The sequence below is a fragment of the Desulfovibrio mangrovi genome, assembly GCF_026230175.1.
Classification (GTDB): Bacteria; Desulfobacterota; Desulfovibrionia; order Desulfovibrionales; family Desulfovibrionaceae; genus Halodesulfovibrio; species Halodesulfovibrio mangrovi.
On sequence record NZ_CP104208.1, the window covers coordinates 656,514 to 671,719 of the forward strand.

A 15,206-nucleotide genomic window follows, 5' to 3' on the forward strand; every position below is an offset into this window, starting at 1 on the left:
GCCGGCAGGACCTGTAATGGGTTGGGCTTTGTTGAGCGTGCCTATGCTGGGGCTGATTTTGCTTGGGGCTCATTCCCTGCGGGCCGGAACAATGTGGGATCTGTTTGCCGTGCTTGTGGTGGCAGGCCTCTGCCTGACAAGGCAGTCATGGGGGCGGCTCATAGCTGCGCTTGTTCTTCTGGGGGGATGCTTTGTCTGGGTGAGGACCGGCATGGGGTTTGTGCAGATGCGCATGATGCTGGGACAGGACTGGATGCGCCTTGCCTGCATCATGGGCGGGGTGACGGTGTTTTCCTTCGCCGGAGCGCTGGTTCTGCTCTCCGGCCGTGCAGACAGACGGTTTCATGCGCGAAAGAGTACAGCGCTGCCGCAGGCCTTCAGCTTTGCGCTGACGGCCGTGCTCCTATGGGTTTGCAGGGAGAAGGCGGCCCGTATCAATCTGCTTCTGGCGGATCGTTTCATTCCGGATAGCGGGGTGCTGGAAATAGCGCTTGTCGCGGTTTACGGGGCTGTTGTCTGCGGTCTTTTGCTGGACCGCAAGAAGGCCCGTAAGGTACGTCCATTTATCTGGGCCATGTTTTCGGCCGTGTTTTTCGGGCAATTGGCGCTGGGGCTGGCAGGCGTGGAACGTCTGCTCATGACCGGTGATCTGCATCTCCCCGTACCGGCTCTGATCGTTGCCGGTCCGCTTTTTCGCGGCGGCGGGTTCTTCATGCTCATTCTCTTTGCCGTTTCTGTATTGTTGGTCGGTCCGGCGTGGTGCAGCCATCTCTGTTACATCGGAGCATGGGATGACAGGCTGAGTCGTATGCAGCATGGCGCCCCCAAGCCGTTGCCCCGGTGGGCCACGTATTTTCGATGGGGGCTTGCCGCGGTCGTTCTCGGGGCCGCTTTGGCTATGAGGCTGGCCGGTGTGTCGGTTCTGGTTGCGGTGTGGCTTGCAGCACTGCTTGGATTGGCCGGCGTGACAGTCATGGTTGTTGTCAGCTCCCGTACAGGAACCATGGCGCATTGTTCCGCATACTGCCCCCTGGGGCTTGTAGGGAACGTGCTTGGCCGCATTTCCCTTTGGCGCTTACGGATTACAGATCGCTGTACGCGATGCGGTGCCTGTCAGCGTGTCTGCCGTTACAATGCGTTGCCGGATGATGCACTTGAACTGGGCAGGCCGTCCCTGAGCTGTTCTCTGTGTCGGGATTGTACGACGGTTTGCACCCATGGTGCCATGGAACTGCGATTTCCCGGCCTTTCGTCTGCCACATCCGAGCGGCTGTTTGTTACGATTGCGGCAACGCTGCATGCTGTATTTGTTGCCGTGGCCCGAATGTAGCCTGTATCAGGCAACCGGATTTACATCTGCAAAAAGCCTTTACGGTACTGGATGCTTGTTGTATTAATGGCGACCGTCCTTGGTGCCCTTTGTGGCATGTTAGTATGAACGCCAAAAAATGAATATGAGAAACATTCCAGAGCGATACAAACGAAAGATTACCAAGGATGAGATAAACGAGTTGCCCCTTCACAGATATGAGGGGCAGGTGGAACTGGTACGGACGGAAGAAGAACTTGCTGCAGCAGTGCAGCGTATGCGGCAGGAAGACCTGCTGGGCTTTGATACCGAAACGCGCCCCACTTTTCGGAAGGGCAAAATAAACCTGCCTTCGCTGGTGCAGTTTGCCTGTAGCGATATTGTCTATCTCATTCAGCTGAATTGGCTCCCCTTGACTGATTCAATCAAAGACCTGCTTGCCGATGCTTCGATAGTGAAAACGGGCGTGGCTGTGCGGGACGACATTAAGGACCTTCAAAAACTGTCCTATTTTGATGATGCCGGGGTGTTGGATTTGGGAGAGGTCGCCCGTTCCATCGGATTGGAAACACACGGGCTTCGCAATCTTGCAGCAAACCTTTTAGGGGTCCGGATTTCAAAAGGAGCACAATGCTCCAACTGGGCCAGCCGGGAACTGACCACGCAGCAGATACAATACGCTGCAACGGATGCGTGGATCAGCAGGGAGATTCATCTTTGCATGGTGTCTCTGGGATTTCTCGGCAACGAGTAGTACGTGTAACCTGCTTGTCACGTAACCTTTTCAAGGTGACAAAAAAGGCCGGAACAGTTTTGTTCCGGCCTTTTTTGTTTCCTTGTCACGCCATTTTGCTTTTTAACAACAAGAGGTAGTAATTAAAGGAAGTGTTGTGTATTTTGCAGAAAGGCTCTGCCAAATGTCACACATATGTAACGCAGTTTGCATATTTCCGTCACGGGTTACTGGTTTATCTGCTCTCGTACTACCGGAGGAAATTGAATGACCAAGGAAAAGATTCTCGTTGTCGAGGATGATGAAGATATTCTTCAGCTCCTGACGTTCACCTTCGAATCAGCCGGATTCGATGTGCGCACAGCCTCAACCGGACGCGATGGCGTGACCAAGGCCGTGAGCTTTCGTCCTGATCTTGTCCTGCTGGATCTTATGCTACCCGGCATGAGTGGTCTGGATGTCTGCAAGGAGCTGCGCAGGAATCCCGATCTGGCCTCGGTTCCGGTCATCATGCTTACCGCCCGTGGCGAAGAGGTGGACAGGATCGTCGGTCTCGAGCTTGGAGCTGACGACTACATCGTCAAGCCTTTCAGCCCCCGCGAGCTTGTCTTGCGTATCAATGCGGTGCTCAGAAGAACCAGGGGGCCGGAAGAGCCGGTGGTCCGTACGCATCTTGGGATAGACGGACTATCCATAGATATGGATGCCCACCGTGTCGAGATTGACGGCGAGGAAGCGCAACTCACCGCAACCGAATTCAAGCTGCTCACCGAGCTTCTGAAGAACAAGGGGCGGGTGCGTACCCGTGACCAGCTGCTGAATACGGTATGGGGGTACGAGTTCGAAGGGTATGCGCGTACGGTTGATACCCATGTGCGCAGACTGCGCCAGAAAATCGGATCGTATGCAGATTACATAGAAACCATTCGAGGAGTCGGCTACCGTTTCAAGGACTAGCCGCCTGTTTGTCAGAGCCTCACTCAATTGGACCAACGCATGAAAATGTATTCCAAAGACCTGAACTTCTACTACGGTGATTTTCAGGCGCTTCATGGCGTTAATCTGGAATTCGAGAAGAACCAGGTTACCGCCCTTATCGGGCCTTCCGGTTGTGGTAAATCCACCTACCTGCGCTGTCTTAACCGCATGAACGACCTTATTCCCATTTCGCGGGTGGAAGGCGAGATCATGCTGGAAGGCATGAATATTTACGATCCCAAGGTGGATGTAGTAGAGTTGCGCCGTCGTGTGGGCATGGTGTTCCAGAAGCCCAACCCCTTTCCGAAGACCATTTTCGAGAACGTGGCCTACGGCCTTCGCGTAAACGGCGTAAAGGACAAAACGTATCTTGCCGATAAAGTGGAAGAAAGCTTGCGGCACGCCGCGTTGTGGGAAGAAGTGAAGGACCGCCTGAATTCATCGGCGCTGGGGCTTTCCGGTGGGCAGCAGCAGCGTTTGTGCATTGCCCGCGCTCTTGCCGTTGAGCCGGAGGTGCTGCTTATGGACGAGCCTGCTTCGGCGCTTGACCCCATCGCCACTCAGAAGATTGAAGAACTGATTCATACGCTGAAGAAGAATTACACGATCATCATCGTGACACACAGTATGCAGCAGGCTGCGCGCGTTTCCGACGTGACGGCATTCTTCTACATGGGACGCCTCATTGAAGTGGGCGATACCGAGAAGATGTTCACGAGACCCGGTAACAAGCAGACGGAAGACTATATTACGGGCCGGTTCGGCTAGGAGATACAGTTATGGAAACGCATTTTCATGGCCAGCTTGAAAAGATGCGCATCAAAGCGCTCGAAATGGCGGCCCATGCACAGATAGCCATTGAAGACGCCTGCAAGGCGCTGTTGACCCGTGACGGCGATCTGGCGCAGAAAGTCATTGATGGCGACCTGCTCATCAACCAGCTTGAGTGTGAAATTGACGACATGAGCCTTCGTCTGCTTGCGCTTGATCAGCCCATGGCGGTTGACCTGCGTTCCATTGTCGGCATCATGCGGGTTTCCGTTAACCTTGAGCGTGTTGGCGACGAAGCCGTGAACATTGCCGAGAAGGCCATGTTCTTGTCTTCCCGGCCGCCCCTGCCGTTTCACGATCAGCTCAAGGCTCTGAGCGACACGGCGCTTGAAATGTTCCGTGCGGCCATCACCGCCTTTCGTGAAGGCAATCCGGACCTCGGCCGGGACATCTGCCGCTGGGACAGCCACTGTAATGCTCAGGATGTGCAGGTCATCAAGGATCTGGTGAACTACATGGGGACGGAGGCTCCCGCTGTGGAGCGTGCCGTGAACACTGTTCTCACCTCCCGTAGCCTTGAGCGCGTGGGCGATCTTTCCACGAACATTGCGGAGGCCGTGGTATTCATTGTGGAAGGCGTGAGCATAAAACACCGCATTTGCCGCTAGAAAGTAAGTTGATTGTTCTCATACGGCGCCCTCGCATGGGGGCGCCGTTTTTTTATTTTCGTCTCCCTCTATGCAAGCGGGGAGTGCTCGCGTATATTTGGGTACATTCATGAGAAGACCGTGCTTTGCGGTATGAAGGAGATGACAATGACCAAGACTGGTAAACGTAAAGTCGAGCTGCCCATCAAGCCTGAAGAAGTTCCCGCCATGCTGAAGCAGCTGGGCGAACAGGCTGAACAGGGTAAGCTTGTCCTTGGCAACAAGGAAATTGAAGTGGACGAGTATGACACCTTCTCCGTGTCGTTCCGTCAGACCAAGGCCGGTATGCGCCTTCGTGTGAAGGTGAAGTACGGCAAGGCCGAACAGGATGATGATTCCGACGATTAGTCGTCGCAGGATATATTCCTTTGAGAGAAGCGCCCCGCAAAAGCGGGGCGCTTTGTTTTGTGGTGCAGTAATTTGTGCAGGTTCCAACTGGCTAATTTATTTCTTTATAATAGACAGGTTAGGACTTTGTGATACGTTGTGTCAGATATAGAGGGCATTATTTGTTGAAAGGACTCTGGCCGTGAAGAAATGGTTGTATCTCTTTATTGCTGTATTCGTGGCAGCAGGATGTGTCTGCAGGACGGCATCTCCAGTATTGGCGATGCAGGTCTGTATTTCAGGGCGTGTGCCCTACGAGTATGTCACGGAATCAGGATATGCCGGTGTAAGCATGGAGATATTTGCAGAGATTCATCAGAGGATGGGGGAAGAAGAGCTTTGCCTTTCCCAGGTTCCGTGGAACAGGGGGCTTCGGTCAGTGGAAGAGGGACTCTGCGAGGTCTTGCTTTCCGGTGTATGGGATGAGGAGCGGGAAAAACGATGGAGCTTTCCGAAACAGCCCATTGGTAGCATAGCGTGGCAGTTCTTTGCCAGAGAGCCAGGGGTTGCGTTAAAAGGTTCGTGGGGAGGTGTGCGCGGTTTCTCTTACCCTTCTGCGTTATACTTGCAGGTGGAAGGTTTACGGCGTGATGTGGATGCCCCGACACAGGAGAGTTTGGTAGAGAAGCTGATCAACGGACGGACTGATCTTGTTGCCATTGAATTGGGGAGTGCACAGATCCTTGCAAAGGAGTTGGGAGTTACACTATACCCCGTCGGCAAGCGGATTTATGTGCCGCTGTTTGCTTTTTTCAATAAGAATGTGCCCCAGAGCGTGATTGATCATTTTGACGAAGTGACCAGCAGGTTGTGGGATGAAGGTTTTATTGCGCGGGTGTATGAGAAATACGGGTTGATCCGGCCCCATTTGGCATCTCGTGATATATTGATAATGGATGAGGAGTATCCTCCTGTTACTCCATAGAATCATAGTGCTTCCCAGAGTGTTGTTCATAAAAAAACGCCCCGCAATGCGGGGCGTTTCTATTTATCACCAGAGGCACGGGCTAGGCGTTGAGCAGTTCCTTCAGTTTGGCGAAGGCGGCATCAATGCCGGCAGGGTTATTGCCGCCAGCCTGGGCCATATCGGGGCGTCCGCCGCCCTTGCCGCCCACTTCGGCTGCAATGGCGCCGACGATGGCACCAGCCTTGAAGCGGTCGGTCAGGTCCTTGGTCACGGCCACGAGCAGGGTCACCTTGTTGTCTTCCTCAACGGAGGCAAGGCAGGCAATGCCGGAACCGATCTTGGAACGGACATCGTCCATCAGCGTGCGCAGGGCGTTCACGTTGGGGGCGTCCACCTTGGCAGCCAGCACCTTCACGCCGTTCACTTCTGCTACGTTGTCCATCAGGTCGCCGCCCTGACCGGAAGCCGCCTTGGCAGCCATGCGTTCCATCTCCTTGCGCTGGGTGCGCAGCTCCTGCTGCAGCGCCTGCACACGGGGAGCAACCTGACCGGGCTTGCCCTTGACGAGGCCTGCCACTTCCTGCAGTTCCGCGCGCTGATCCATGACCAGCTTGAGAGCGTTCCAGCCGGTGACGGCTTCGATACGACGGATACCTGCGGCAACGCCGCCTTCGGAGACGATGAAGAAGGAACCTGCCTGACCGGTGGCGCGCAGGTGCGTACCGCCACACAGTTCCACGGATTCGTTTTCCACGGATACGACGCGGACGTCTGCGGCATACTTCTCGCCGAAGAGAGCCATGGCACCCTTGGCGACAGCATCGTTGTAAGACATCTCTGCGGTGGCGAGCGGGACGTCGGCCATGATGGCGCGGTTCACGTCATTTTCGATGGCAACCAACTCTTCGGGCGTCAGCGCGGAAATGTGGGTAAAGTCGAAACGCAGGCGGTCGGGACCCACGAGGGAGCCGGACTGCTTGACGTGATCGCCCAGAATGCGGCGCAGGGAGGCGTGGAGCAGGTGTGTGCAGGTATGGTTGCGGGCGGAGGCGATGCGGTCGCCTTCAGCCACTTCCATGCTGACAGCCTGGTTTTCGAAGATTTCACCTTCTGCAATTTCAACTTCATGCACGGTGAGCTCGGCATTGGGCTTGAGCGTGTTGAGCACGTTGGCCTTGCCGGTTTCGCCGATGATGACGCCAAGGTCGCCCATCTGACCGCCGGATTCGCCGTAGAAAGGCGTGCGGTTGGTGACGATGTAACCCTTGGTGCCCTTGGGCAGCGTATCCACGGCTTCGGCTTCTGCATTCATGAGCACGGCAATGCGAGCCTCGCCCTTGAGGAAGTCGTAACCGATGAATTCGCTGCGCAGACCTTCTTCAAGCAGAGACTGGAAGCGGGCGGCGAGGGTTTCCTTGCCACCGGCCTTCCATGCGGCCTTGGCGCGCTGCTTCTGTTCCTGCATGCAGGCCTTGAAGCCATCTTCGTCCACGGTAAAGCCGCGCTTTTCAGCAACGTCGTTCACGATGTCGAGGGGGAAGCCAAAGGTGTCATACAGCTTGAAGGCGGTTTCGCCCTGCACTTCGGACTTGCCGGCAGCCTTGAGGGCGGCCAGTTCGTCTTCCAGCATGGCAAGGCCCTTGTCGAGGGTCTTGTTGAAGCGTTCTTCTTCTTCCGTCACCACGCGGGCCATGAAGTCGGCGTTTTCGCGCAGTTCGGGATAGTGCTCGCCCATGATGTCCACGATCTTGAGGGCGGTCTTGTAAAGATAGGTGCCGGTAAGGCCGATCATGCGGCCGAAGCGGTAGGCGCGGCGGATGAGGCGGCGCAGCACGTAGCCGCGGCCTTCGTTGGAGGGCAGAATGCCGTCTGCGATCATGAAGGCGATGGCACGGCTGTGGTCGGCGATAACGCGCAGGGCGGTATCCACGTCGTCATTCTGCTTGCGGTACTGCACACCGGCCAGTTCGGCGGTGTAGCCGATGATGGCCTGGAACAGGTCGGTATCATAGTTGGAGTTCACGCCCTGACATACGGCGGCAATGCGCTCAAGACCCATACCCGTGTCGATGGAGGGGTTGGGCAGGGGGGTGCGGGTGCCGTCTGCGGCCTGATCGAACTGCATGAACACGAGGTTCCAGATTTCGAGGAAGCGGTCGCAGTCGCAGGAGCCGATGCCGCAGTTGGGACCGCAGGTCATGTGCTCGCCCTGATCCACGTGGATTTCGGTGCAGGGACCGCAGGGGCCGGTATCGCCCATGGACCAGAAGTTGTCCTTCTCGCCGAGACGGAAGATGCGCTCTGCGGGCACTCCGGCTTCGGACTGCCACAGGGCGTGCGCTTCATCGTCATCATTGTAGATGGTGATGTAGAGATTTTCCTTGGGCAGCTTCAGGTCTTCGGTGATGAATTCCCATGCGAAGCGGATGGCGTCCTTCTTGAAATAGTCGCCGAAGCTGAAGTTGCCCAGCATTTCGAAGAAGGTGTGGTGGCGTGCGGTACGGCCCACGTTTTCAAGGTCGTTGTGCTTGCCGCCTACGCGCAGACACTTCTGGGACGTGGTGGCGCGAACATAGCCGCGCTTTTCCTGGCCGAGGAAGGTCTTCTTGAACTGCACCATGCCCGCGTTGGTAAAGAGCAGGGTGGGGTCGTCGTTGGGGATGAGTGCGGAAGAGGCGACGACTTCGTGTCCCTTCGACTTGAAATAGTTGAGGAATCTGGTGCGAATTTCGTTTGCGGTAATCACTGTTGGCTCCCTTGAAAAAACTCTATCTGGCATCGTCCCGGCATTTGGCGGAGTAGACGAACGCCGCCCATGGGCGGCGTTCGGTTTTTTCGTCTTGTGCCGGCGTGTTATTGCTATTCGGCAATTGCTTCTTCGGCGATCGGTTCCTTCACGCCGAAGTGGGTGAGTAGCTTGTCTTCAATCTGTTTGGCAAGCGCTTCATTCTCCTGCAGCAGCAGGCGAACGTTTTCCTTGCCCTGACCCAGACGTTCGGACCCGAAGGCGTACCACGCGCCGCTCTTGTCGATGATGTTGTTTTCAACACCAAGGTCGATCAGTTCGCCCAGCCGTGAGATGCCCTGACCGTACAGGATGTCGAAGTTGGCTTCGCGGAAAGGCGGTGCCACCTTGTTTTTCACGATCTTGGCGCGCACGCGGTTGCCGTATACCTCTTCCTTGTCCTTCAGGGACTGGATGCGGCGTACGTCTATGCGGATGGAGCAGTAGAACTTGAGCGCGTTACCACCGGTGGTGGTTTCGGGGTTGCCGTAACCCATCGTGCCGATCTTCATGCGGATCTGGTTGATGAAGATAACGCTGGCGCGGGACTTGTGGATGGTGCCGGTGAGCTTACGCATGGCGTGCGACATGAGGCGCGCCTGACTGCCTACCTGCGTTTCACCCATGTTGCCTTCCAGTTCCGACTGGGGAATCAGTGCGGCTACGGAGTCCACGACAATGACGTCAACGGCGCCTGAACGGACGAGCATGTCGGCCACGTCCAGAGCCTGTTCGCCGTAGTCGGGCTGCGAGATGAGCAGCTCTTCGGTGTTGACGCCGAGACGCTTGGCATAGGAAGGGTCAAGGGCGTGTTCTGCGTCGATGAAGGCTGCGGTGCCACCCTGCTTTTGGCATTCGGCAATGATGTGCAAGGCAAGGGTTGTCTTACCGGAAGATTCAGGGCCGAAGATCTCCGTAACACGGCCGCGCGGAATGCCGCCGACGCCCAGGGCAAGGTCCAGTCCGATGGAACCTGACGGGATGACGGGGATGCTGACATGCGCGCTGTCGTCAAGGCGCATGACCGAGCCTTGTCCGTATTTGCGTTCAATGGAGCTGAGTGCGGTATTCAGCGCGTCGCGGCGCAGGTCTTCGGGATTCTGAGCGGGTTTTTTTGCCATTGGCTATGGTCTCCGGTGCGGATGGATGTTCATTCTGAGCCCTGTTTCCATACCAGAAGGCAGCGCGCTGGGCAACTTCTCTTCCGCATGCCGTAGTGCGGGATTCCGCAAAATCATGTTTATAATTACCGTGTAAGTATGGCATGGTATGCTATGATTGAAAACGCAGCATAATCAATACGGGGAGAGATAATATGCGTAAGCTGATTGTGGCGTGCGTCTTGCTGCTAGTGACGAGCATCGGCGTGCAGGCTTCGGAAGAGGCGGCATCGTTGCGCTTTGTCACACAGGATTTCCCGCCCTTCAGCTATGCGGAAAACGGTAAGGCGGCTGGCCCTTTCAAGGATATAGCGGACGCCGTGTGCAAGGAAGCCGGACTGGAATGCCCTGTTGTCGTGCTGCCGTGGGGCAGGGCACAGGATCTTGTGAGAAAGGGGGGGGCTGATGTCCTGTTTCCCATAGGCTGGAACAAGGACAGGGGGGAATGGCTGCGTCCTTCTTCGGCTGTCGTCCGGACGGAATACGGCTTCTTTGCCAACGCGGGATCAGGGTACACCTACGCTGCCGAGGAGGATCTGATGGGCCGGAAAATCGGCGTGTATGGTCCTTCCAACACCTCGCATCTCCTGCATACTTTATGGAAGCGCTTGAAGTGGTTTACAATAGATATGCGGCCGGACAGCGAATCGGGCTTTTTCAAGCTTGGCAAACGTCGAGTCGACCTCGTATTTTCCAATGTTGATGTAGGCAAGGCAATTATTCGTCAAAACGGCATTCAGGACGTTGTTTACGCAGGAACCTACCAATCGGTTGAATATGTCTTTGGCTTCACGCTTGTCGATTCGAAGCAGGAATATATAAATAAGTTCCTTGTCGCCTTCGAGACGCTCAAGAAGCGGGGGGTGGTGAGCAAGGTTCTCCTGGGCTATGGCTTGCATCCGGCTCCCTGAGGTTGTTTGGGGGCTGGGAGGGATACGGCTTGCAACATCCGTCTTCGGGCCTTGGCGGTTGACCGGAGACAGGCTGGCGGCCTGCAGTCCGGTCTGCTGTCCCTGACGGGAATATGCGGTCCCGTGCATGTCAGTTCTTGCTTTTTGGCGTGATGCGCCTTATCTGCCTCGCATGCATTCGGATACCAACAACACCACAGCTGACTCCCGCTACGATGCGGTCGCCCTGCTTTCCGGCGGGCTGGACTCCATTTTGGCGGTCAAGGTCATTCAGGATCAGGGCTTGCGGGTCAAGTGCCTGCACTTTGTTGCGCCTTTTTTCGGCAAGCCTCATAAGCGCAAGCATTGGGAAGCCCTGTACGGCATAGATATCGAGAACGTCGATATCTCCGAAGAGTATGTCCGCCTGCTGACCGAGCGCCCTGTGTACGGGTTCGGAAAGGTGCTCAACCCTTGCGTTGACTGCAAGATTCTCATGATGCGTAAGGCCAGTGAGCTTATGCATCACTATGGCGCAAAGTTCATCATTTCCGGAGAAGTGCTGGGGCAGCGTCCCATGTCGCAACGTCAGGATACCCTGAACGTCATTCGTCGCGATGCGGAAGTGAAGGAAGTGCTCCTGCGTCCTTTGTGTGCCAAGCATCTTGATCCTACCGAGGTGGAGCTGAGCGGCCTTGTGGACCGCGAGCGCCTGCTCGGCATTAAGGGCAGGGGACGTTCTGAACAGCTGGCGCTGGCCAAACATTACGGTTTTGCAGAGATCCCCACTCCCGGTGGCGGCTGCAAGCTGGCTGAGAAGGAGAATGCCCGCCGGTATTGGCCCATTCTCAAGTTCTCGCCAAAGCCTTCCGTTCGCGACTTCAAGCTCTCCAATATCGGCCGCCAGTACTGGGCGGAAGATCGCTGGATGATTGTCGGTCGCAACCATATGGATAATTCGGCACTGCTCAAAGTTTGCGGGGATGCAGATCTTGTTTTCCGTTTGCGCGGGTTCCCCGGCCCCATTGCCGTGGGACGTCAGTTTGACGGAAAGCCGTGGACGCAGGATGAGATCGCCGATGCCGCTGCGCTTGCAGCATCGTTTTCTCCCAAGGCCGTACAGTCAGGCAAGCCTGTCATGGTGCGTGTTGTCGCTGCGGCCAATCTGCGCAGGCTGGCTGAACAGGGTGGCGAGCATGCTCCCGTGGAAGGTGAAGTGGTGTTTACGGTTGAGCCGAAGCGTGTGACCGACAAGGGCTGGAGCGAATCTGACTGGCCCACTGTGCGTGAGGAAATACGGGCCGACATGCGTGACAAACGCGCGTGAGAGCTTATATATATTATGCCTGGTAGACGCGTGAGACGCTGGCACGGAGGCAGAATCAATACGTTATAAGCCGGGCGACTCGCCGTCGTCACTATGGGGGATTGAGTTACTCCCGACGGCGGCTGCCTGAAACTTTGCAAAAGAGATTTTGCATGTGACTTCGCCCACGATCTCACCGGGTTATTAACAAGCCCTCCCGCTTCGGCGGGAGGGCTTGTTTTGTACTGACTGGCAAATAAGAAATTGGCGGTTATCTGTCTTGCGCATGTCCGACTTAAGGAGAGCAGGGCTTGCCGCTCGATCAGATCGGTAGAAAGTGGTTTGTGATGAATCGTTTGCGGTATTTGCGTTGAGCTTGCTAATGGTTTGCTGATTTTGTCAAATTCGGACAGTTTGTTGATTGATCTTGAAATCGTGAGGATAACAGTCTACAGGTGGCGCGGTGCTCTCGTTAAAGAGCAGGTGGCGTGTCCGGGATTTCAACAGAAATCATGGTCAGGGGGGGATTCTTCCTGCTGAATACAGGCATGCCGCTGGTGTGGGACCGCTTTGGCGTGAGCCCCATTGAGGAGGATCGGGAATGCGCGTTTTCGGGGAAAAGAAGCGCGCAAGAGGGATTGTTGCATCCCGCAAAGCCGCTTAAACCAAGGATGAATTCATGTCCGGTATCATTAACAAGCAGGAAGGGTTTGCCACGCGTCTCGGCGTGCTGACCGCTACGCTGGGTTCCGCCGTCGGACTCGGCAATATCTGGAAATTTCCTTACATGACGGGTGACGGCGGCGGCGCTGCCTTCCTTGTCGTTTACCTGCTGGCCACCTTCCTGGTGGGGCTGCCCGTCATGATCGGCGAGATCATGCTCGGTCGTGAAGCCAAGGCCAACGCCGTGGGTACGTGGAAGAAGCTTGCCCCCGGTACCCCCTGGTTCCTCGTGGGCGCAGCCGGCGTTCTGGCTGCTTTCCTCATCATGGCATTCTATACCGACGTCGTGGGCTGGGTGTTCTCCTTCATCGTCCGTGCGGCAACGGGAGAACTGAATGCTGTGGATCCCAAGGTCGGCGAAGCTGCTTTCGGGGCCATGGTTTCCAACCCCTGGCATTCCCTGTATTGGCAGTGGGGCGTGTTGGCTCTGGTGGGCCTGATTCTTGTGGGCGGCGTTTCCAAGGGTATTGAAAAGACCACCAAGGTTCTCATGCCCGTGCTCTTCATCATGCTTGTCGGCGTGTGCATTCGTTCTCTCATGCTGCCCAAGGCGCCTGAAGGTCTTGCCTTTCTGTTCCGTCCCGACTTTTCCAAAGTGACCGTGGACGTGGTGCTGAATGCCATGGGCCTTGCTTTCTTCAAGCTCTCCATCGGCATGGGCACCATGATGACCTATGGAAGCTACTTCCGTGATGATGCCGATATTCCGCTGACCACCATGCGCGTCATGCTGGCAGACCTGGTAGTATCCCTGCTGGCCGGTATCGCCATCTTCCCCGCCGTGTTCAACTACGGCTTCGAGCCCACTGCCGGCCCCGGCCTGCTTTTCATGACCATGCCTGCGGTCTTCAGTTCGCTTCCCTTCGGTCAGTTCTTCATGACTGTCTTCTTTGTTCTTACGGGTATTGCTACCATCGGCGCCATGATGTCCCTGTTTGAAGTGCCCGTGGCCCTGCTTTCCGGCAGCGGCTGGATGGGCCGCAAGCAGGCGGTTATCGCCACTGCGATCGGTCTTGCCCTGTTCGGTATTCCCGCAACCCTGTCCTTCAGCACCCTTGCCGATGTGACCATCTTCGGGAAGAACTTCTTTGACCTGTACGATTTCCTCAGCTCCAACATTATCCTGCCTCTCGGCGGCATTTGCATCTGCCTCTACTGCGGCTGGGTGTGGGGCATATCCCAGTCCCGCAAGGCGCTCAGCAACAGCGGTTCGCTTTCCAACAGCGGCCTGATCGACCTCTGGTTCATGCTGGTGCGTTACCTGACGCCCGTGCTGGTGGTGCTGGTGCTGCTCAAGGGCCTCAAGGTCTTCTAGCGCTCCATCCGGACTGGCTATCAATGCACATGGAAGGCTCCCGCAAGGGAGCCTTTTTTATGCGCTGGTATCGATAGCAAGGGGTATTGATAAGGGGAGTGAGGGCATGGCGCTAAAGCAGGGGACGAAGCAAAGGCTGCTCTGCTTTGACGAACACCACACTGAAGCTTGTCGTGCGTTGCGGCTGTGGGAGTTAACATGGCGAATGTCAGCCGCTCTGCGGGGGGCAGAGCGAGGTAGGCAGCCTGATGGTTTTACAGGGGGCTAAGCGGGTAGAGCTTGTCTCTTGGAGGGGGGCCTTTTGCTACTGGATATGTTTGCCAAAAAAAGAGGCTCCCACAGGGGAGCCTCTTTTGATGTTCGTCGTGCAGCGAAAGGCTAGCGCGCTTCCAGCGCCAACTCGTCAATGAGTTCCTTGAGCTGCTGGGCGAGAGCGGCGAGTTCGTTGACCGCGTCGGAGGACTGCTCCATGGCCTGTGCGGTTTCTCGGCTCAGGTTGTTGATCTCGTCTGTTGTGCGGGTGATCTCTTCAGAGGTGGCGGACTGTTCTTCGGCAGCCGTCGCAATGGAACGGACGCGGTCGGAAGTACCCAGAACCGTCTCTACGATGCTCTTGAGGGAATCGCCTGCCTTGTGGGTTTGTCCGGCGCTCTGGGAGACGAGCTTGGCCACATCCTTCATGTGCCCGAGGGTGCCCGTTGTGCTGGACTGGATGGCCTTGACTACGCCTTCCACTTCCTTGGTGGCGGTCATGGTCTTTTCGGCCAGCTTGCGTACTTCGTCGGCGACAACGGCAAAGCCGCGGCCGGCCTCACCGGCGCGGGCGGCCTCAATGGCGGCGTTCAGTGCCAGCAGGTTGGTCTGGTCCGCAATGTCGTTGATGACGCCGATGATCTGACCTATGCCTTCTGCCTGTGATCCCAGCTCCTTCAGTGTGCTTTCCATCTGTTGGGTATGCTTGTGCACCTCATCCGTGGAGCGGATGACGTCCTGCACAACCTGAGCGCCCTGATCGGCAATCTGCTGGGCTTCTTCCGCCTTTTCAGCAGCTTCGCCTGCGTTTTGTGCCACCTCAAGGGTGGTTGCGTTCATCTCTTCGATGGCTGCGGCCGATTCGCCGATGCGGTCGCTTTGCAGCGAGGAGGCCTGCGTTGCTTCGGATATCTGTTCTGCAAGTTGCCCTGCGGCATCGGATACCTGGTCGGCAATGTTGTTGGCGGTGGCTGCCGTCTGGG

At 56.4% G+C, this 15,206-nt stretch carries 13 protein-coding genes; 10 read left to right on the top strand and 3 right to left on the bottom strand.

Annotated features, from left to right (window positions below):
* The first annotated feature begins 43 nt into the window (after positions 1-43).
* From N1030_RS03065 to N1030_RS03095, 7 genes are all read left to right on the top strand, one after another.
* Entirely contained in the window at positions 44-1,330 is a 1,287-nt protein-coding gene (locus N1030_RS03065; protein ID WP_265827590.1) for a 4Fe-4S binding protein, read from the top strand.
* 124 nt (positions 1,331-1,454) lie between these two features.
* Positions 1,455-2,063, top strand: a complete 609-nt coding sequence (locus N1030_RS03070; RefSeq protein ID WP_265827591.1) for a 3'-5' exonuclease — start codon at positions 1,455-1,457, stop codon at positions 2,061-2,063.
* A 246-nt stretch (positions 2,064-2,309) separates the two neighbouring features.
* Positions 2,310-2,999 (top strand): response regulator, encoded by a 690-nt coding sequence (locus tag N1030_RS03075; protein ID WP_265827594.1) that lies wholly within the window; start codon positions 2,310-2,312, stop codon positions 2,997-2,999.
* A gap of 39 nt (positions 3,000-3,038) precedes the next feature.
* Positions 3,039-3,788, top strand: coding sequence for a phosphate ABC transporter ATP-binding protein PstB (gene pstB, locus N1030_RS03080; protein ID WP_265827595.1), 750 nt, complete (start codon positions 3,039-3,041; stop codon positions 3,786-3,788).
* An 11-nt stretch (positions 3,789-3,799) separates the two neighbouring features.
* Entirely contained in the window at positions 3,800-4,459 is a 660-nt protein-coding gene (gene phoU / locus N1030_RS03085) for a phosphate signaling complex protein PhoU (protein ID WP_265827597.1), read from the top strand.
* A 147-nt stretch (positions 4,460-4,606) separates the two neighbouring features.
* Complete coding sequence (locus N1030_RS03090) at positions 4,607-4,846, top strand: hypothetical protein (RefSeq protein WP_265827599.1); 240 nt, start codon at positions 4,607-4,609, stop codon at positions 4,844-4,846.
* A 181-nt stretch (positions 4,847-5,027) separates the two neighbouring features.
* Positions 5,028-5,810, top strand: coding sequence for a substrate-binding periplasmic protein (locus tag N1030_RS03095; protein WP_265827600.1), 783 nt, complete (start codon positions 5,028-5,030; stop codon positions 5,808-5,810).
* Between the two features lie 82 nt (positions 5,811-5,892).
* On the opposite strand, the gene alaS is transcribed toward N1030_RS03095, so the two are convergent.
* Positions 5,893-8,538: an alanine--tRNA ligase gene (alaS, locus tag N1030_RS03100; protein WP_265827601.1), complete on the bottom strand. Its 2,646-nt coding sequence runs from the start codon at positions 8,536-8,538 to the stop codon at positions 5,893-5,895.
* Positions 8,539-8,651: 113 nt separating this feature from the next.
* Complete coding sequence (recA, locus tag N1030_RS03105) at positions 8,652-9,698, bottom strand: recombinase RecA (protein WP_265827602.1); 1,047 nt, start codon at positions 9,696-9,698, stop codon at positions 8,652-8,654.
* 194 nt (positions 9,699-9,892) lie between these two features.
* Between recA and N1030_RS03110 the strand changes: the two genes are divergently transcribed.
* From N1030_RS03110 to N1030_RS03120, 3 genes are all read left to right on the top strand, one after another.
* Positions 9,893-10,648, top strand: coding sequence for a substrate-binding periplasmic protein (locus N1030_RS03110; protein ID WP_265827603.1), 756 nt, complete (start codon positions 9,893-9,895; stop codon positions 10,646-10,648).
* Between the two features lie 172 nt (positions 10,649-10,820).
* Positions 10,821-11,954 carry an adenine nucleotide alpha hydrolase family protein gene (locus N1030_RS03115; protein ID WP_265827604.1) on the top strand — a complete coding sequence of 378 codons (1,134 nt, stop codon included), beginning with the start codon at positions 10,821-10,823 and terminating at the stop codon, positions 11,952-11,954.
* A 658-nt stretch (positions 11,955-12,612) separates the two neighbouring features.
* Entirely contained in the window at positions 12,613-13,971 is a 1,359-nt protein-coding gene (locus N1030_RS03120) for a sodium-dependent transporter (RefSeq protein WP_265827605.1), read from the top strand.
* A 378-nt stretch (positions 13,972-14,349) separates the two neighbouring features.
* Here the strand turns inward: N1030_RS03120 and N1030_RS17685 are convergent, their stop codons facing one another.
* Positions 14,350-15,063, bottom strand: a complete 714-nt coding sequence (locus tag N1030_RS17685; protein WP_420842838.1) for a methyl-accepting chemotaxis protein — start codon at positions 15,061-15,063, stop codon at positions 14,350-14,352.
* Between the last annotated feature and the right edge of the window lie 143 nt (positions 15,064-15,206).

What these genes read in the sequence shown, in the direction of transcription:
- pstB (WP_265827595.1), top strand. Translation starts at nt 3,039, where the DNA reads ATGAAAATGTATTCCAAAGACCTGAACTTCTACTACGGTGATTTTCAG.
- N1030_RS03115 (WP_265827604.1), top strand. Translation starts at nt 10,821, where the DNA reads ATGCATTCGGATACCAACAACACCACAGCTGACTCCCGCTACGATGCG.
- N1030_RS03065 (WP_265827590.1), top strand. Translation starts at nt 44, where the DNA reads ATGCTGGGGCTGATTTTGCTTGGGGCTCATTCCCTGCGGGCCGGAACA.
- N1030_RS03110 (WP_265827603.1), top strand. Translation starts at nt 9,893, where the DNA reads ATGCGTAAGCTGATTGTGGCGTGCGTCTTGCTGCTAGTGACGAGCATC.
- N1030_RS03070 (WP_265827591.1), top strand. Translation starts at nt 1,455, where the DNA reads ATGAGAAACATTCCAGAGCGATACAAACGAAAGATTACCAAGGATGAG.
- N1030_RS03090 (WP_265827599.1), top strand. Translation starts at nt 4,607, where the DNA reads ATGACCAAGACTGGTAAACGTAAAGTCGAGCTGCCCATCAAGCCTGAA.
- N1030_RS17685 (WP_420842838.1), bottom strand. Translation starts at nt 15,063, where the DNA reads ATGAACGCAACCACCCTTGAGGTGGCACAAAACGCAGGCGAAGCTGCT.
- N1030_RS03075 (WP_265827594.1), top strand. Translation starts at nt 2,310, where the DNA reads ATGACCAAGGAAAAGATTCTCGTTGTCGAGGATGATGAAGATATTCTT.
- recA (WP_265827602.1), bottom strand. Translation starts at nt 9,698, where the DNA reads ATGGCAAAAAAACCCGCTCAGAATCCCGAAGACCTGCGCCGCGACGCG.
- N1030_RS03120 (WP_265827605.1), top strand. Translation starts at nt 12,613, where the DNA reads ATGTCCGGTATCATTAACAAGCAGGAAGGGTTTGCCACGCGTCTCGGC.
- phoU (WP_265827597.1), top strand. Translation starts at nt 3,800, where the DNA reads ATGGAAACGCATTTTCATGGCCAGCTTGAAAAGATGCGCATCAAAGCG.